15 protein-coding genes are annotated in these 17,855 nt (G+C 65.0%); 9 read left to right on the forward strand and 6 right to left on the reverse strand.

All coding sequences use genetic code 11. From position 1 onward, the window contains the following. Positions 1 to 8 precede the first annotated feature (8 nt). The 3 genes from trpS to H5P29_RS03205 all read left to right on the forward strand — a co-directional run bounded on the left by trpS (position 9) and on the right by H5P29_RS03205 (position 2,484). A complete protein-coding gene (trpS, locus tag H5P29_RS03195; RefSeq protein WP_067955400.1) occupies positions 9 to 1,076 on the forward strand; it encodes a tryptophan--tRNA ligase in 1,068 nt (355 codons plus the stop codon). Between the two features lie 173 nt (positions 1,077 to 1,249). Beyond that, positions 1,250 to 1,741, forward strand: coding sequence for a universal stress protein (locus H5P29_RS03200; RefSeq protein WP_067955402.1), 492 nt, complete (start codon positions 1,250 to 1,252; stop codon positions 1,739 to 1,741). Positions 1,742 to 1,908: 167 nt separating this feature from the next. Beyond that, the gene (locus H5P29_RS03205) at positions 1,909 to 2,484 is read left to right on the forward strand and encodes a NifU family protein (RefSeq protein WP_067955404.1); all 576 of its coding nucleotides are present in this window, start codon (positions 1,909 to 1,911) and stop codon (positions 2,482 to 2,484) included. A gap of 113 nt (positions 2,485 to 2,597) precedes the next feature. Here the strand turns inward: H5P29_RS03205 and H5P29_RS03210 are convergent, their stop codons facing one another. Continuing rightward, positions 2,598 to 3,218, reverse strand: coding sequence for a L,D-transpeptidase (locus tag H5P29_RS03210; RefSeq protein WP_067955405.1), 621 nt, complete (start codon positions 3,216 to 3,218; stop codon positions 2,598 to 2,600). 296 nt (positions 3,219 to 3,514) lie between these two features. Between H5P29_RS03210 and H5P29_RS03215 the strand changes: the two genes are divergently transcribed. Continuing rightward, positions 3,515 to 4,015, forward strand: a complete 501-nt coding sequence (locus H5P29_RS03215; protein WP_067955407.1) for an MmcB family DNA repair protein — start codon at positions 3,515 to 3,517, stop codon at positions 4,013 to 4,015. Between the two features lie 71 nt (positions 4,016 to 4,086). Here H5P29_RS03215 and H5P29_RS03220 read toward each other — a convergent pair whose 3' ends face one another. From H5P29_RS03220 to hrpB, 3 genes are all read right to left on the reverse strand, one after another. Beyond that, positions 4,087 to 4,647, reverse strand: coding sequence for an ActR/PrrA/RegA family redox response regulator transcription factor (locus H5P29_RS03220; protein WP_067955409.1), 561 nt, complete (start codon positions 4,645 to 4,647; stop codon positions 4,087 to 4,089). Between the two features lie 163 nt (positions 4,648 to 4,810). Beyond that, the gene (locus tag H5P29_RS03225; RefSeq protein WP_067955412.1) at positions 4,811 to 6,136 is read right to left on the reverse strand and encodes an ActS/PrrB/RegB family redox-sensitive histidine kinase; all 1,326 of its coding nucleotides are present in this window, start codon (positions 6,134 to 6,136) and stop codon (positions 4,811 to 4,813) included. Positions 6,137 to 6,314: 178 nt separating this feature from the next. Continuing rightward, positions 6,315 to 8,777, reverse strand: coding sequence for an ATP-dependent helicase HrpB (gene hrpB / locus H5P29_RS03230; RefSeq protein WP_185910235.1), 2,463 nt, complete (start codon positions 8,775 to 8,777; stop codon positions 6,315 to 6,317). A 236-nt stretch (positions 8,778 to 9,013) separates the two neighbouring features. Here hrpB and H5P29_RS03235 point away from each other — a divergent pair, with 236 nt between their 5' ends. Continuing rightward, entirely contained in the window at positions 9,014 to 9,736 is a 723-nt protein-coding gene (locus H5P29_RS03235; RefSeq protein ID WP_154385864.1) for a hypothetical protein, read from the forward strand. Positions 9,737 to 9,818: 82 nt separating this feature from the next. On the opposite strand, the gene H5P29_RS03240 is transcribed toward H5P29_RS03235, so the two are convergent. Continuing rightward, positions 9,819 to 10,895 carry a Gfo/Idh/MocA family protein gene (locus H5P29_RS03240; protein WP_154385901.1) on the reverse strand — a complete coding sequence of 359 codons (1,077 nt, stop codon included), beginning with the start codon at positions 10,893 to 10,895 and terminating at the stop codon, positions 9,819 to 9,821. A gap of 232 nt (positions 10,896 to 11,127) precedes the next feature. On the opposite strand from H5P29_RS03240, the gene H5P29_RS03245 reads away from it, so the two are divergent. Next, on the forward strand, positions 11,128 to 12,006 hold the full coding sequence (locus H5P29_RS03245) for a MurR/RpiR family transcriptional regulator (RefSeq protein ID WP_154385863.1): 879 nt from the start codon (positions 11,128 to 11,130) through the stop codon (positions 12,004 to 12,006). A gap of 141 nt (positions 12,007 to 12,147) precedes the next feature. Further along, positions 12,148 to 13,989: a dihydroxy-acid dehydratase gene (gene ilvD / locus H5P29_RS03250; RefSeq protein WP_154385862.1), complete on the forward strand. Its 1,842-nt coding sequence runs from the start codon at positions 12,148 to 12,150 to the stop codon at positions 13,987 to 13,989. An 86-nt stretch (positions 13,990 to 14,075) separates the two neighbouring features. Here ilvD and H5P29_RS03255 read toward each other — a convergent pair whose 3' ends face one another. Continuing rightward, positions 14,076 to 14,999 carry a MerR family transcriptional regulator gene (locus tag H5P29_RS03255; RefSeq protein WP_154385860.1) on the reverse strand — a complete coding sequence of 308 codons (924 nt, stop codon included), beginning with the start codon at positions 14,997 to 14,999 and terminating at the stop codon, positions 14,076 to 14,078. Between the two features lie 271 nt (positions 15,000 to 15,270). Between H5P29_RS03255 and H5P29_RS03260 the strand changes: the two genes are divergently transcribed. Together H5P29_RS03260 and H5P29_RS03265 are read left to right on the forward strand one after the other, a co-directional pair. Further along, positions 15,271 to 16,659, forward strand: a complete 1,389-nt coding sequence (locus tag H5P29_RS03260) for a pyridoxal-phosphate dependent enzyme (protein WP_154385859.1) — start codon at positions 15,271 to 15,273, stop codon at positions 16,657 to 16,659. Then, positions 16,656 to 17,822: a cystathionine gamma-synthase gene (locus H5P29_RS03265; RefSeq protein WP_154385858.1), complete on the forward strand. Its 1,167-nt coding sequence runs from the start codon at positions 16,656 to 16,658 to the stop codon at positions 17,820 to 17,822. Before H5P29_RS03260 ends, H5P29_RS03265 begins: the two co-directional genes overlap by 4 nt. The last annotated feature ends 33 nt before the right edge of the window (positions 17,823 to 17,855 follow it).

A 17,855-nucleotide genomic window follows, 5' to 3' on the forward strand; every position in this document is an offset into this window, starting at 1 on the left:
GATCCATCATGACCGCCTTCAAACCGCTCATCTTCTCCGGCGTCCAGCCGACCGGCAATCTCCATCTCGGCAACTATCTCGGCGCCATTCGCAAGTTTGTCGCCCTGCAGGATACCAACGAATGCATCTACTGCGTCGTCGACCTGCACTCGCTGACCGCCCAGCTCGTCCATAACGACCTCCAGAGCCAGACACGCTCGATCACCGCAGCGTTCCTGGCCTCAGGCATCGATCCCAAGAAGCACATCGTCTTCAACCAGGCGCGCGTGCTGCAGCATGCCGAGCTGGCATGGATCTTCAATTGCGTGGCGCGCATCGGCTGGATGAACCGGATGACGCAGTTCAAGGACAAGGCCGGCAAGGACCGCGAGAACGCCTCGCTGGGCCTGCTCGCCTATCCGAGCCTGATGGCTGCCGACATCCTGCTCTACCGCGCCACACACGTGCCCGTCGGCGAGGACCAGAAACAGCATCTGGAGCTGACCCGCGACATCGCCCAGAAGTTCAACAACGATTTCTCGACCCGCATCGCCGATCTCGGCATCGGCGTCGAGATGCAGGTGGGCGAAGAGACGGTCAACGGCTACTTCCCGATCACCGAGCCGATCATCGGCGGGCCGGCGGCGCGTATCATGAGCCTGCGCGACGGCTCGAAGAAGATGTCGAAGTCGGACCCGTCGGATCTTTCGCGCATCAACCTGACCGACGATGCCGACACCATCTCGAAGAAGATCCGCAAGGCCAAGACCGACCCGGCGCCGCTGCCGAGCGAGCTCGACGAACTGAAGGATCGCCCCGAGGCGGAAAACCTGGTCGGCATCTATGCCGGCCTGGCCGACATGACCAAGGAAGAGGTGCTCAGCCAGTTTGCCGGCCAGCAGTTCTCGGTGTTCAAGCCAGCCCTTGCCGACCTCGCTGTCGAGAAGCTGTCGCCGATCGCCAGCGAGATGCGCCGCCTGATGGCCGACCCCGGCCATATCGACGCCGTGCTGCGTGACGGCGGCGACCGCGCCCGCGCCATCGCCGAAACGACGATGAAGGACGTGCGCAACATCATCGGCCTGCTCGGCGACTGACAGCATCATCGGCGCTGGCTGCTTGCGGGCAGCCGACGCCGGTGGCAGATTGGAGCCGGTTCCATTCCGAAAAGTTCGAAATGGGGCTCATTTGTCTGAGCATGATCTAGTCCGAAAATGGGCTTCCACTTTTCGGGGTCGTGCTCTGGGACGCGGCGCAACACGGGTAGAACATGGTCTCCAAACGCCTCAGCAAGGAAGCCGGCCACCGGCGCAAATTCCTGGCGATCATCGACGACACGCCGGAATGCGAGCGCGCCGTGGCCTACGCCTCCAAGCGCGCCAGAAGCACCAGCGGCGTGCTGGTCTTGCTCTACGTCATTGAGCCCGATGACTTCCAGCACTGGCTGGGCGTCGAGAAGATCATGCGCGAGGAGGCAACCGCTGCCGCCAACGCAGCCCTCGACAGCCACGCCGCGAAGGTGCGCGAGACACTCGGCATCGAGCCGGAGCTCGTCGTGCGTGAAGGCCGGCCGGCGGAAGAGATCCACAAGCTGATTGAAGACGACCAGGATATCGCTATCCTGGTCCTGGCGGCAGGTGCCGGCAAGGAAGGCCCCGGCCCGCTTGTCGCCTCGATCGCCGGCAAGGCTGCTGCCTTCCCCATCCCGGTGACGGTGGTGCCGCAGAACCTGTCGGACGAGGATATCGACAGCCTGGCCTAGGCGTCTGGCCCGATAGCTGCCTGGCCTCATGGACTTGTGGCCCAATAGTCTGGGCGCAACATATTGGCGCGGAGGCGCGCCAGCGGCTTGAATGTCGGCCGTGCAAAGCTTAATTAGAACTATTCCAAACTGAGACATCCCGCGCGCGCGGGCACGGAGACACGTCCATGTTCATCCAGACCGAAGCGACCCCCAATCCGGCGACGCTGAAGTTCCTGCCGGGCAAGGAAGTTTTGCTCGAAGGCACGGCCGATTTCCGCGACGCCGACAGCGCGCGTGCGGCGTCGCCGCTGGCCGGCCGGCTGTTCGAAATCCCCGGCGTCACCGGCGTGTTCTTCGGCTACGACTTCATTACCGTTACCAAGGACGGCCCCGACTGGCAGCACCTCAAGCCGGCGATCCTCGGCTCGATCATGGAACATTTCATGTCGGGCGTGCCTGTCATGGCCGGTCAGGCAGCCGGCGGCGGCGGCCATCATGACGACGAGAACGAGTTCTTCGACCAGGCCGACGCCGAGATCGTTGTGACGATCAAGGAACTGCTCGATACGCGCGTGCGCCCGGCTGTTGCCCAGGACGGCGGCGACATCACCTTCCGCGGCTACGAGAACGGCACCGTGTTCCTGCACATGAAGGGCGCCTGCGCTGGCTGCCCGTCGTCGACGGCGACGCTGAAGCACGGGATCCAGAACCTGCTTCGCCATTTCGTACCCGAAGTGCAGCAGGTCGAGCAGGTTTCCTGATCGAGGCCACCAGCCCGGCCGGTTGACGCAACCGGTACTCAAGACAACAAAAAACCGGGCCAAAGTGCCCGGTTTTTCGTTTGCGTCGTCCGTGTTGCCTGGACGGCCCGCAGTTATTTCACGATGACCTTGGCGCCGACTTCGACGCGGTTGTAGAGGTCGATGATGTCCTGGTTCATCAGTCGGATGCAGCCCGACGACATGGCCTTGCCGATGGAGCTCCATTCCGGCGTGCCGTGCAGGCGGTAACCGGAGTCGCCCCCCTTGTTGAACAGGTAGAGGGCGCGGGCGCCGAGCGCGTTCTTGGGGCCGCCGGGCATGCCGCCCGACCACTTGGCGAGCTCGGGCTGGCGCTTGATCATCGCCGGCGGCGGGGTCCACACCGGCCATTCGCGTTTGACCGCAATGCGGGCCGTGCCCTGCCACTCGAAACCCTCGCGGCCGACGCCGATGCCATAACGCACGGCCTTGCCTTCGGGCTGGACGAGGTAGAGGAACTTCTGCGCGGTATCGACAACGATGGTGCCGGGCTGCTCGTCGGTCTCGTAGCGCACGATCTGGCGATGGAACTGGCGCGGGACCTTGCTGATCGGAATCGTCGGCAGCTGGTAGCCGGCATCGACGCGACCGCCATAGTCGTTGGAGAACATGCGCGACACGCCGTCTGTCGAACAGCCGGCGAGTGCGGTGGTCAGCGCCAGGGCGGCGACAATGGCAAGAGACTTCAATCGCATCTAGGGGTTCCCAAGCAAGAGCGGATCCGGACCGATTCGGCCTCATTTTTGCCACCATTCTTAGCGGTCAGGCATTTTGCTTGCCAAGCCTTGCGTGCACCCAAAGCCCCGCGGAACCCAACGTAAGGCACAGGTTATGGCATTTCGGCAACACGCATCGCGGGAAAATCCAACAGATTCAACGACAGGCCGCAATGATGCAACCTGAAGCTACGTATGGCTGCGCGGCATCAGCCTGCCTGGAATAATCCAGCAAGTGGGTTCAAAACGTGAACAAATGATGCGATGATCGGTCCATGCCGATCATTTCGCCTCTTGCTTCCAACCCTCTCGTCGATGGTCGCCAGTCCGAGCGAGCCATGCTGGTACGCCGCGGCGTGCAGCGTCTTCTGATGCAGATGGGTGCACATGTGCTGCCGGAACTGTCGCTGGCGACGGGCAGGCGCGCCGACCTCGTGGCGCTGACGCGCCAGGGCGACATCTGGATCATCGAGATCAAGTCGTCGATCGAGGATTTTCGCGTCGACCGCAAATGGCCCGACTACCGGTTGCATTCCGACCGCTTCTTCTTCGCCACCCATCCCGAGGTACCGGCCGAGATCTTCCCCGAGGAGTGCGGCTTCATTCTCTCCGACGGTTATGGCGCCGAAATCATGCGCGACGCACCCGAGCACCGTATGGTGGCGGCGACACGCAAGGCGCTGATGCTGCGCATCGCCCGTGCCGGCGCTGCCCGCCTGCTGGCGGCGGAACTGGCCGGCGTTTCGGTGCCGGCGCTGGAGGGGGAAAGCGAGTGATAGGTGAGTAGAGAGATCGGTTTCGGGCCTTACTATTCCTTACTCCCTTACTCCCCTATTCCCTTATCTGCTTACCGCGGCGCCCGCTTGGCGAGGATTCGCTGGAGCGTGCGACGGTGCATGTTGAGACGGCGCGCGGTTTCCGAGACGTTGCGCTCGCACATCTCGTAGACGCGCTGGATGTGTTCCCAGCGGACGCGATCCGCCGACATCGGATTTTCCGGCGGTGCTGCGCGCTCTCCCGACGAGTTGGTCAGCGCGGCATAGACGTCGTCGGCATCGGCCGGCTTGGAGAGATAGTCGATGGCGCCGAGCTTCACGGCGGTGACGGCGGTGGCGATGTTGCCGTAGCCGGTGAGAATGACGGTGCGGGTGTCTTCGCGGCGCTCCTGGATGGCCGAGACGACGTCGAGGCCATTGCCATCACCCAGCCGCATGTCGACCACCGCATAGGCCGGCGGGTTGCTGCGCACCTTGGCGACGGCTTCCTCGACGCTTTCGGCGGTGTCGACTGCAAAGCCGCGGCTTTCCATGGCGCGGGCCAGGCGGGTCAGGAATGGCTTGTCGTCATCGACGAGCAGCAGGGAATGGTCTTCGCCTGGCAACCCGGATGCAATGTCCTGGGTGGTCATCGCCTTTGATCCTTTTTGTCGTTGATCCCAGTCGTTCTTATGGTTTTTCCATGCAGATATAGGTGCAAAGCGCCGATGTCCAATGCCAGCGCCATTCCCGTGACGATCAAAACCAGCTGCCGCAAGGTTTCCGGCTGTCCGGAGCACCCTTGGCAGTCCCCGTTCAGGCAGTGTCGAACATCGTCGTGCCGACCGGCAGCCGGCTCAGGAAGGCGGCGCGCGGCCAGGAGATCTCGACAACAGCGCCCTCGCCCGGGCCGCTCGAATTGGTGAAGCTGATCTCGGCGCCGGAGCGCTCAAGCAGCGTCTTGGCGATGAACAGCCCGAGCCCCAAGCCGCCGCCCGGCTCGGCGCCCTGGCGGGTCGACATGTAGGGTTCGCCGATGCGGTCGATGATCTCCGGCGGAAAGCCGGGACCGTCATCCATGATAACGAAGCTGACGTCCTCGTCGTCCCAGCTCCAGCGGATGGTGACGCGGCTGCGGGCGAAATCGACGGCGTTCTCGACCAGATTGCCGAGGCCGTAGATGACGCCCGGATTGCGGTGGCCGACCGGCTCCGGACCGATGCGATCACCGGGGTCGAGCTTGATCGAAATGCCGAAATCGCGATGCGGGGCAATGACCTCCTCGACCAGCGAGGTCAAAGGCAGCCGGGCAAGATGCTCCTCGCCCTCCGACGACAGGCTGGTGAGGCGTTTCAGGATTTCGCGGCAGCGCTCGCTCTGGCTGCGCAGCAGCGTGACGTCCTCGCCGAATTTCGGATCGTTGCCGAGGGCACGCTCCATCTCCTTGGCGACGAGCGTGATCGTGGCAAGCGGCGTGCCGAGCTCATGGGCGGCGGCGGCGGCGAGGCCGTCGAGCGCCGACAGATGCTGCTCGCGCTGCAGCACCAGCTCGGTGGCGGCAAGGGCATTGGCGAGCAGTCGCGCCTCGTCGGCGACGCGGAAGGCATACATGGCGGTGAAGGCGATCGAGCAGACGACGGCGATCCAGATGCCGGCTGTGTAGATGAAGGGCATGGCCAGCACGATGCCGTCATACCAGGGCAGCGGCAGGTGGAAGAAGGCGAGCAGGCTGACCATGACGATGACCACGACCGCCAGCATGGCGGTCAACCGCAGCGGCAGCGACGTCGCCGAAATGACGACCGGCACCGTCATCAACAGCGAGAAGGGATTGGTCAGTCCGCCGGTCATGAACAGCAGCCCGGCCAGTTGCAGGCTGTCGAAGGTGAGGATGCCGAAAGCGGCGAAGGGGTTGAGCCGGTGCGCCGCCGGATAGCGGAAGGCGAGGAACAGGTTGAGCCAGGCGGAGCTGGCGATGAGCGCGAAACACAGGCTGACCGGCAGCGGAAATTCGAGCCAGTAGGCGACGACGACGACGGTAAAGCTCTGGCCGACGATGGCGAGCCAACGCAGGCGGATCAGCGTGTTGAGCCGGAGCCGGTGGCTCTGCTGGAGGTCGGGGGCGCGCATCAGTGAGTTCATGCCAGCTATATGCGCTGCAAGGCGCGCCCGCGCCAAGCCCTGGCTTGTCGTTCGAGCATGATCTTGTCCGAAAACCGGTATCCACTTTTCGGGATCATGCTCAGTTGTTTGCGCCTGATCCTGGCCGAAAACCGGCATCCGCTTTTCGCTACGCCGACCTTCGGTTCGGGATCATGTTTCAGGTACCGCGCGGCTTTGCGCGAGCGGTCGCCTGCGCCTCCAGCGGGTTGTCGGGCCAGACATGCCGGGGGTAGCGGCCGCGCATGTCGGAGCGCACATCGGCCCAGGAGCCGCGCCAGAACCCGGGCAGGTCGCGCGTGGTCTGGATCGGCCGGTGCGCCGGCGACAGCAGTTCGAGCGTCAGCGGCACCGTGCCACCGGCGATCGAGGGGTGCTTGTCCATGCCGAACAGCTCCTGCACGCGCACCGCAAGCACCGGCCATTCGCCATCGTAACGGATCGGCACATGGCTGCCGGACGGAGCGCTGAAATGCGTCGGCGCGAGCGTTCCGATCTTGCGCTGGAGGTCGTGCGGGACGAACGACAACAGGGCATCGTGGAGCACGCCGGCGCCGATGCGGGCAAAGGACGCCTCGCCGCACAGGAAAGGCAGCAACCAATCCTCGAGGCGATCGAGCAGCGCCTCGTCGGACATGTCGGGCCAGGGCTCGCCGAGACCGCGATGCAGCCAGGTCAGACGCTGGCGCAGCGTCTCCGCCTCCTTGCCCCAGTCGAGCAGCCCAAGCCCATGGGTGCGCAGGGCCTGCAGAATGGCGCCGTCGGCTTCCTCGCCCTTGGGTGCCGGCAGCATGCGTTCGGACAAGGTGACTGCGCCGATGCGGACGGTTTCGCGGACACGGACGGAACGCTTTTCCCTATCGAAACTGGCCTCTGTCTTCCGCTCCAGATGCGCGGCAAGGACGGTGCGGATGTCGACCTCGGAGACGGCAGCGGCGGACGAGATGCGGGCGTTCTGGGCCTTGCCCTGCAGGTCGGCGACGACGAGATATTGCTCGCCGGCGAGCGGATCGGCGGCGTCGACGGCTGCACCGCTGCCATTGGCCAGCACGAAGCGCCCACGCTCGCCGCGCGCTTTGGCGACACGGTCGGGCCAGGCAAGCAGCAGGAGAGCGCCAGGGGTGGGCGCATCACCTGACGGCTGCCCAGCAGCGCCTGCCTGCCGCGCCAGCCGCTCCGCCAGTTGCCGCGCCGCATTGGCGCGGGGCGAGCGCTCGTTGCGGAAGCGCTGCAGGCGGCGTTCGAGGTCTGCGCTGTCGCCGCCGAGACCGCGCTCGGTCATCAGCACGGCAAGCTGCGCCGCCTCAAGCGCCGCCCCTTGACGCGCCGCTTCGGCGACCATGTGGGCGAGACGGACCGGCAGCGCCAGCTTGCGCATCGCCTGGCCGGACGCCGTCAGCCGGCCGTCGGCGTCGATGGCTTCGAGCTCGACGAGAAGCGCCTTCGCCTCGGCCAAAGCAGGCGCCGGCGGCGGGTCGAGAAAGGCGAGCGTCGTCGGGTCGGCAACGCCAAAGGCGGCGCAATCGAGCAGGAAGCCGGAGAGGTCGGCCTCGAGAATCTCGGGCGGCGAGAAGGCAGGCAATGCTGCGGTCTGCTCGGCGCGCCACAGGCGCATGGCGACACCCGGGCTGGTGCGGCCGGCACGGCCGGCGCGCTGGTCGGCGGCGGCGCGCGAGGCGCGCACCGTCTCAAGCCGGGTCAGGCCGCTCGCCGGCTCGTATTTCGGCAGCCGCGACAGGCCGGAATCGATGACGACACGGACGCCGTCGATGGTGATCGAGGTCTCGGCGATTGCGGTCGCCAGCACCACCTTGCGGCGGCCTGCCGGCGCTGGCTTGATCGCCGCGTCCTGGGCCTTGCCGTCGAGCATGCCATAGAGCGGCACGATGTCGACATCCGCGCCGACACGGCCATCGAGGCGCTCGGCGGTGCGCTCGATCTCGCGCTGGCCAGGCAGGAAGGCAAGCACGCTGCCGGGTTCGTCGGCGAGCGCGTCACGGATCGCCTTGGCCATGGCGTCCTCGATGGCAACGCCCGCCGGGCGCTCGTCATAACGGATGTCGACAGGGAAACTGCGGCCCTGGCTTTCGATCACCTCGGCGCCGTCGAGCAGCTTCGAGACGCGGGCGCCGTCGAGCGTCGCCGACATAACGATCAGCCGGAGATCGGGTCGCAGCGCGCCCTGCACGTCGAGCGCCAGCGCGAGGCCGAAATCGCCGTCGAGCGAACGCTCGTGGAACTCGTCGAACAAGACGGCGGCGACACCCGGCAGCTCGGGATCGTCGAGGATCATGCGGGCGAGCACCCCCTCGGTGACGACGAGGATTCTCGTCTTCGCGCTGACTTTGTTTTCCATGCGCATGGCGTAGCCGACTGTGCCACCCGGCTCCTCACCGAGCAGCGAAGCCATGCGGCGGGCGGCGGCGCGGGCAGCTAGCCGCCGCGGCTCGAGCAGCACGACCTTACCATCACCACGCCAGGGCGCAGCGAGCAGCGCCAGCGGCACCAGCGTGGTCTTGCCGGCGCCGGGAGGTGCTACCAGCACGGCGCTATTGCCGGCCGCAAGTGCCTCGGCAAGTTGCGGCAGGACCGCCGCCACCGGCAGGTCGGGGAGCTTGATCATCAGTTACGTTCCGGCCTTTTACGCCGCATGGACGGCAAGCCGGGCAATATCAGGCACGAGCGGGGCGAGGCAACATCGCAACACCCCGACAAGGTGGCGCAAGACCTGGCCGACACTTGCGCGAAATGAAGCCGGCTCGTCACAGACGGTCGCCAAGAGTGATCGGCCCCGCCCTTGCTTCGCCGGAATGAAGCGTAGCGTGACGCTTTGGTGACAGTCTTACAACAGGGGGGCCGGTGGCAGAATTTGCGCATCCGATACTTGCCGGCGCAACGCCGGATCCGCGGCGGAGCGACCAGATCCGGTTTCTCATGGTGGCGCTGGCGCTCGTCGGCGCCGTCACCACCGCTGCGGCACTTGCGGCGATCGTTGCGCCCGGCATCCGTCACCTGTTGCTCAAGGAAGACGGTATCGTCGAGACGGGGACGGTGCTCTTCCTGGCTGCCGCCGTGTTTGGCGCCGCGGCTTCGACGCTGCGACGTGGTCCCAGGGTTACGGTCGTGCTTGCCGGCCTGATCGGGTTTGCCGAGCTGCTAGACGAGACCAGCTTCGGCGCCCGCCTGTTCGGCTTCCAGCCACCGGGGCTTTATGGCGGCGGACAACTCGACGGTTTCCACGACCTCGTGATCCTTGCTTACCGCATGTTGCGCGATGTCAGCCACGGCCTCGCCTGGCTTCTGGTCGCGCTGATACTCGCGCTGTCAGCAGGGCTGGTGTTGCTCGCCTTGCGCCACATCAGGCAAGGCATGGCGGGGACAACGACATGGCTGTCGGGCCATGCGCTGCTCCTTCTGCATGTCGGCTTCATCGGGCTGGCGCAGGCGATCGACATCGCAGCCTCATCACGCGCGCTCGCCGCCGTCGAGGAAGTGCTGGAGATGAACGCCGCGATGTTGCTGGCGGCTTATGTCGTGCAGGTGGGATGGCCGAACGCCGCTCGGCGAAGTGGCGTTTGCTGAAAAAGGCCCCTCTCCGTCACGGCTTTGCCGTGACACCTCTCCCACGGTGTGGGGCGAGGAACCCAAGTCTTGAGAGACTTGCCTACCTTACCTTCACCCACTTCTGCTCGGCAAAGGACTGCGCCATGGCGTGCACCGTGCGCTCGATCTCAAGGCCCTCGTCGAAGTCGATGACACGCGCCGGCTGACCGGCGATGCGGGCGAGCAGTTCGCGGCATTCGATGGTCTTGAGGTCATTGAAACCGAGGCCATGGCCGGGGGCTGGGATGAACTTGCCGTAGGGCTCATGGACGGGGGCGGCGAGGATGGTGCGGTAGCCTTGCTCGGTCGGGCGGTCCGAGGTGACATAAAGCTGGATTTCGTTGAAGCGCTCCTGATCGAAGACGATGGAGCCCTTGGAACCGAATATCTGGACCTGGATGCGGCCCTTGCGCCCCCAGGCGGAACGGTTGACCAGCAGCGTGCCGGAGACGCCGTTTTCGAGATGGATCAGGCTGGAGGCGATGTCATAGGTCTCGACCGCTCGGCGGCCGCCGCCGGCGACCTGGCGATCTGCATAGGGCTTGGCCATGTCGCACATGACGCGGCCGACGCGGCCGAACAGGGCTGATATCAGCGACAGCGGGTGGACGGCGAAATCGTCGAGCGCGCCGTAGCCTGACTTGGCCTCGTGTTTCCAGAAGAACGGCGCTTCGGGATCGGCCATGAAGTCCTCGTCCATCTCGACGCGGAGATGGTTGACGTCACCGATGATCTTTTCGTCGAGCAGCTGCCTGATGTGGCGGATGGCCGGGCTCTGGACGTAGTTGTAGCCGAGCACGGCCACCTTGCCCGATTTGCGGGCAGCCGCGGCCATGGCTTCAGCCTCTGCCAATGTCGGCGCCATCGGCTTTTCGCACCACAGATGCTTGCCGGCTTCGAGGATGGCGATGGCCATCTCCGGATGGAACTGGTTGGGCGTGGTCAGCGAGACGATGTCGACCTCCGGATCGGCGACGACGGCGCGCCAGTCGCCCGACGACTTTTCGAAACCGAGTTCGGAAGCGCGCTGGGCGGCGAGGTCGGCATTGGCCTCGCCGAGATGGACGAGCCTGACCTTGTCGACGTCGCCGAACACCGTGCGCACCGAATTCCACGCCAGCGCATGGCACTTGCCCATGAAGCCGGTTCCGATAAGACCTACGCCTGTCACTTCACGCTCTCCCGGTTTATAGAGCTCGCATCCCGTCGGAATGGGGCTCGGGCATTTTGCCGAAGCATGATCTTCTCCTGCTTTGAGATCATGCTCACGGCGGACTGAATAGTCGAATTTTTGCGAAAATGGAACATACAGTTCATTTTATTTGGACAGCCCGCGGCGGCACGGTTATGGTGGGATAGGCGGAGGCGGAATGGACGACATGGCGGACACGGTTTCGGAGGCACTGCCGCGCGATTTCGAGGCGCTGAGGGCGCTGATCCTCGACCGCAGGGAAAGTCTGCCCAAACGCATCGCCCAGGTGGCGGCCTATGCCCTCGACAATCCCGACGAGATCGCCTTCGGCACCGCCGCCAGCATCGCCAGTTCGGCTGGCGTGCAGCCCTCGACGCTGATCCGCTTCGCGCAGCACCTCGGCTATGACGGTTTCACCAGCCTGCAGCAGGTTTTCCGCGAGCGCCTGAGGGAGCGCACGACGTCCTATGAGGAGCGGCTGACGGTGGTGCGCGGCGATGCCGACGACGGCACCAGCAATCGTCGCATCGTCGATGGCTTCCTGGCAGCAGCCAGCAAGTCGATCGACGTGATGTCGCGCAACATCGACGACGAGACGTTGGACCGCGCCGTTGACCTGCTCAACGGCGCCGAGACGATCTACATCCTGGCCCGCCGGCGCTCCTATCCTGTCGCCAGCTACATCGCCTATGCGCTGGGCAAGCTCGGCGTGCGCAGCCAGTTGATCGAATCCGCCTCTGGGCTGAGCCCGGAGATCATTTCCTTCGCCACGCCAAGGGACGCCGTCATCGCCATCAGCTTCTCGCCCTATGCCTCGGCAACCGTCGAGGAGGCGCGGGTATTGTCCGCAAACGGCGTGCCTGTCGTTGCCATCACCGACAGCGCATTCTCGCCGCTGGCGCAGTTTGCCAGCGTGTGGTTCGAGGTGGCCGAGGCCGATTTCGGCGGCTTCCGCTCGCTGGCCGCCACCATGGCGCTGGCGATGGGCCTGACCGTCGGCGTCGCCGAGCTGCGGCGCGGCCGCAAGGGCCGGAAATCGGCCAACGCCAAGGTTTGAAACCGCGCCTGCACTGCACGAAATGCATGGCAGCTGCCCGCGGTCGTCATGCCAGACGCCTGCTCAGGCGAAAAATGGTTGACGCAAGGGCGATAGTGGCTCAATCCCACTGTTAGCCATCTATTGTATGAGAGAGCCCCCATGCCTGCTTATCGTTCGCGCACCACCACCCACGGCCGCAACATGGCGGGTGCCCGTGGCCTTTGGCGCGCCACCGGCATGAAAGACACCGATTTCGGCAAGCCGATCATTGCTGTCGTAAACTCCTTCACCCAGTTCGTGCCGGGTCACGTACACCTGAAGGACCTCGGCCAGTTGGTCGCCCGCGAGATCGAGGCCGCCGGCGGCGTGGCCAAGGAGTTCAACACCATCGCCGTCGACGACGGCATCGCCATGGGCCATGACGGCATGCTCTACTCGCTGCCGAGCCGCGAGATCATCGCCGACAGCGTCGAATACATGGTCAACGCGCATTGCGCCGACGCCATGGTCTGCATCTCGAACTGCGACAAGATCACGCCCGGCATGCTGAACGCAGCAATGCGGCTCAACATCCCGGCGGTGTTCGTCTCGGGTGGCCCGATGGAGGCCGGCAAGGTCGTGCTCAACGGCAAGACCCATGCGCTCGACCTGATCGACGCCATGGTCGCCGCCGCTGACGACAAGGTCACCGACGAAGACGTCAAGGTGATCGAACGCTCCGCCTGCCCGACCTGCGGCTCCTGCTCTGGCATGTTCACCGCCAATTCGATGAACTGCCTGACCGAAGCGCTTGGCCTGTCGCTGCCCGGCAACGGCTCGACGCTGGCAACGCATGCCGACCGCAAGCGGCTGTTCGTCGAGGCCGGTCACCTGATCGTCGACCTCGCCCAGCGCTATTACGAGCAGGACGACGAGAGCGTGCTGCCGCGCTCCATCGCCTCGAAGGGGGCATTCGAAAACGCCATGGCGCTCGACATCGCCATGGGTGGCTCGACCAACACAGTGCTGCACATCCTGGCGGCGGCCCATGAAGGCGAGATCGACTTCGACCAAGACGACATCGACGCGCTGTCGCGCAAGGTTCCGGTGCTGTGCAAGGTGGCGCCCGCCAAGGCCGATGTGCACATGGAAGACGTGCATCGCGCCGGCGGCATTTTTGCCATCCTCGGCCAGCTCGACAAAGCCGGCCTGCTCAACCGCGACCTGCCGACCGTGCACACGGCGACGATCGGCGAAGCCATCGATCATTGGGACACCTCGCGGACCAAGAGCCAGGCGGTGCGCGACTTCTACCTCGCCGCCCCGGGCGGCGTACCAACGCAGACAGCATTCAGCCAAGACCGGCGCTGGGACGATCTCGACCTCGACCGCGAAAAAGGCGTGATCCGCTCGGCCGAACATGCCTTCTCCAAGGACGGCGGCCTCGCCATACTCAAGGGCAACATCGCGCGCGACGGCTGCGTGGTGAAGACAGCCGGCGTCGACGAGTCGATCCTGAAATTCTCGGGACCCGCTCGCGTGTTCGAGAGCCAGGACGCCTCGGTCAAGGCGATCCTTGGTAACGAGATCAAGGCCGGCGACGTGGTGGTGATCCTCTACGAGGGTCCGAAGGGCGGCCCCGGCATGCAGGAGATGCTCTACCCGACCAGCTACCTCAAGTCGAAGGGCCTGGGCAAAGCCTGCGCGCTGCTCACCGACGGCCGCTTCTCGGGCGGCACGTCAGGCCTGTCGATCGGCCACGTTTCGCCTGAGGCGGCAAATGGCGGGACGATCGGGCTGGTGCGCGAGGGCGACATGATCGACATCGACATCCCCAACCGCACGATCAGCCTGCGCGTCGACGAAGCGACGCTCGCCACCCGCCGCGCCGAGCAGGATGCCAGGGGCTGGAAGCCGGTGGAAGTGCGCAAGCGCAAGGTGACCAAGGCACTGAAGGCCTATGCCGCCTTTGCCACCTCGGCCGACCGCGGCGCCGTCCGCGACCTCGGCGAGTTTGAATAAGTCCTGAAAGAAAGATCAATGCAAAGGGCCCGCATCGCGGGCCCTTTGTTGTTTGGCAGCTCCCGCAAACCAGCATGGCCGCCAGGCTACAGCGCCCCGGCCATGGCGGCGTTGATCCAGCTCCATTCCTCGCTGATCGTGTCGGGCTGGCGGTCGCCCCTGAGGATGCGCAGCAGTTCGTAATAGCGCGCCGACCGCGAATGGTACTTGCGGTACTGGTTGTCGTGCCAGTCGAGGAAGGCCTTGTCGGGTGTCCTGTTCATCGCCTTGGCGGAACTGGCCAGCCAGTCTCGGGCGATCGCCTTGCCGGTTTCGGACCCCGGTGTCTCGCCCTTGTCCATGGCTTGGCGGACGCGGGCGAAGATGGCAGTGGAAGCCTCGGCATAGGCCGCGGGATCGAACGCGCCGTCCCACATCGACGACATGCTGTTGCGCAGCTCCATGGCGTATTCCTTGTCCGAAACGAAGGCCATGATCTCGGTCCAGGCGTCGACCTGCTCGGGCGTGGGGTCGTCGGGCAGGTCGGGTGTCGAAGCGTCGATCATCTGCCTCTTCCATTCCGGCGAGACATTGGCTTCGGAGGCCACGTCTTCGAAGAAGCGCTCGATGGCGGCGCGAAATTCAGTCTGGGAGAGCTTTGTCACGGTCCATATTCTCCTGAGGTCGTCTGTTGTCGGGTCGGGAACCCGGATGGCCGCCCTGAGGGCGGCGGCGACACGGCGCTTGGACTTGATTTCCGCCTCGAGCGCCTGGAGCCTGAGCTCCAGCACGGCCGAGATGGCGAGGCGGTTGGACAGAATCTTGCCGATGTCGGCGAGACTTACGCCGGCATCGCGCAGGGCAAGGATGAGCCCGAGCCGTTCGAGATCGACGCCCGAATACATGCGGTAGCCGCTCTCCGCCCTGACCGTCGGAGGCAAAAGCCCCCTGTCCGAGTAGAAACGGAGCTTGCGAACGGTGATGCCGCTCAGCCTGGAAAGCTCACCGATGGTGTAGATCCTGTCGTCCATGACAGCCCTTCTAGGTGCTCCACCAAGTGGAGAGTCAACAACAGCCGGAAAGAGAAATGTATTGCCCGCAAACGGAACCAAAGCTGGCGCGTGAGAATTTCCTTCTCAAGCTTTCGCACGAAACGAAAAGCCCTGCCTTTGTTCGTTTGGGGCAGCACCGGTAAATGCGGCCAGGATGGCCAAACGGCCGCAACACGCTTCCGGGCGGCTGGTGTCCGCCCGCCCGACATGGGATATTCCGATGAACCTGCCTGCCGAGGGAGACGCCGCCATGAGCCGCTTGAACCCGCCCTTCAGGTCCGTGCTCGATTTGATCGGCGAAACGCCCGTCGTCGAATTGACGCGTTTCGACACCGGCCTGTGCCGGCTGTTCATCAAGCTCGAAAGCCAGAACCCCGGCGGTTCGATCAAGGACCGCATCGCACTTTCGATGATTGCCGCGGCCGAGCGCGAGGGCAAGCTCAAGCGCGGTGGCACCATTGTCGAGGCGACCGCTGGCAATACCGGGCTCGGACTGGCGCAAGTGGGTATCCCCAAGGGCTACCGCATCATCCTCGTCGTGCCCGACAAGATGAGCCGCGAGAAGATCCAGCACCTGCGCGCGCTCGGCGCCGAGGTCAGGCTGACGCGCTCCGACGTCGGCAAGGGCCATCCCGAATATTACCAGGACATGGCGGAAAAGATCGCCGCCGAGATCCCTGGTTCGTTCTATGTCAACCAGTTCGCCAATCCGGCCAACCCGCTTGCACATGAGACGACGACCGGCCCCGAGATCTGGGAACAGCTGGAAGGCGATGTCGATGCGGTGGTGGTGGGTGTCGGCTCGGGCGGCACTCTGACCGGGCTCGGGCGGTTCTTCGCCAAAGTGTCGCCCAAGACCGAGATGGTGCTGGCCGATCCGCTGGGCTCGGTGCTGGCGCCGCTGGTCAAGACCGGCAAGATGGAAGAGGCAGGCAGCTGGACCGTCGAAGGCATCGGCGAGGACTTCGTGCCGCCGAACTGCGACCTGTCGCTGGTCAGACGCGCCTACACGGTCAACGACAAGGCAAGCATGCTGGCGGTTCGCGACCTGCTTGCCAAGGAAGGCATCCTGGCCGGCTCGTCGTCGGGCACGCTGCTTTCGGCGGCCCTGCGCTACTGCCGCGAGCAGAAGACGCCAAAGCGCGTGGTGACCTTCGTCTGCGACAGCGGCAACAAGTATCTATCCAAGGTGTTCGACGACTTCTGGCTGGCCGAACAGGGGCTGGACGAGCGCGAACATCATGGCGATCTCAGCGACCTGGTGGCGCGCTCGCATCGCGAGGGCGGCACGGTGTTCGTCGGACCTGGCGACAGCCTGCTGACGGCCTATGGCCGGATGCGGCGTGGGGACGTGTCGCAGCTACCGGTGCTGGAAGACGGCAAGCTCGTCGGTATCGTCGACGAGAGCGACATACTGGCTGTTGTCGAAGGACCCTATGACAGCCGCTGGAACCGCTTCAACGCACCCGTCTCGACGGCGATGGCAAAGGACCTGCACACGCTGCAGGCGAACCAGACGCTCGATGCGCTGCTGCCGATCTTCGACCGCAACGAAGTGGCGATCATCTTCGACGGCGAGGAATTTGTCGGGCTGATCACTCGGGTCGACCTCATCAACCATCTCAGGCGAGCAAAATGACGACGCAGAAGAACCGGCTGGCATTTTCGACGCGCACAATCCACGGCGGCCAGAGCCACGACCCGACGACGGGCGCCGTCATGGTGCCGATCTACGCCACCTCGACCTATGGCCAGCAGAGCCCGGGCGTGCACAAGGGTTTTGAGTACGCCCGCAGCCAGAACCCGACACGCTTTGCCTTCGAGCGGGCGATTGCCGACCTCGAAAGCGGCTCCGCCGGCTTCGCCTTCGCCTCCGGGCTGGCGGCGATCGGCACTGTGTTCGAGCTGCTCGACGCCGGCGCGCATATCGTTGCCACCGACGACATCTATGGCGGCACGTTCCGGCTGCTCGAGCGGGTGCGCAAGCGTACCGCCGGGCTGCAGGTGAGCTTCGTCGACTTCACCGACCTCGCCGCCGTCGAGGCGGCGATCCGGCCGGAGACCAGGATGCTGTGGGTCGAGACCCCGACCAACCCGCTGCTGCGTGTCGTCGATCTCGAAGGGGTCGCCGCAATCGCCAAGCGCAAGGGCGTGCTTTCGGTCGCCGACAACACCTTCTGCAGCCCTTACCTCCAACGCCCTCTGGAGCTCGGCATCGATATCGTCGTGCATTCGACGACAAAGTATCTCAACGGCCATTCCGACATGGTCGGCGGCTGCGTGGTGGTGGGCGACAACAAGGAACTGCGCGACCAGCTGAAGTTCCTGCAGAACGCCATCGGCGCGATCTCCGGACCATTCGACAGCTTCCTGGCGCTGCGCGGCATCAAGACCCTGGCATTGCGCATGGAGCGGCATTCGCAGAACGGCGCCCAGATCGCGCGCTGGCTGGAAGCGCGCAAGGATGTGCGCCGGGTGATCTATCCCGGCCTCGACAGCCATCCGCAGCATGCCATCGCCAAGGCGCAGATGCATCATTTCGGCGGCATGATATCGGTCGACCTCGACCGTGACCTCGCCGGCACCAAGCGCTTCCTCGAACGCACGCAGCTGTTCACGCTGGCAGAAAGCCTCGGTGGCGTCGAAAGCCTGATCGAGCACCCGGCGCTGATGACGCACGGCTCGATCCCGGCCGAGAAGCGCGCCGCGATCGGCATCTCGGATTCGCTGGTGCGGCTGTCGGCGGGCATCGAGGATGGCGATGACCTGATCGCCGACCTGGAGCAGGCGCTGGCGGGGTGAACCGCCAAATCCTGCCCGAGACGGCGAGATGTC

Origin of the sequence: Aminobacter sp. MDW-2, from assembly GCF_014250155.1 — a bacterium.
Taxonomy (GTDB): domain Bacteria; phylum Pseudomonadota; class Alphaproteobacteria; order Rhizobiales; family Rhizobiaceae; genus Aminobacter; species Aminobacter ciceronei.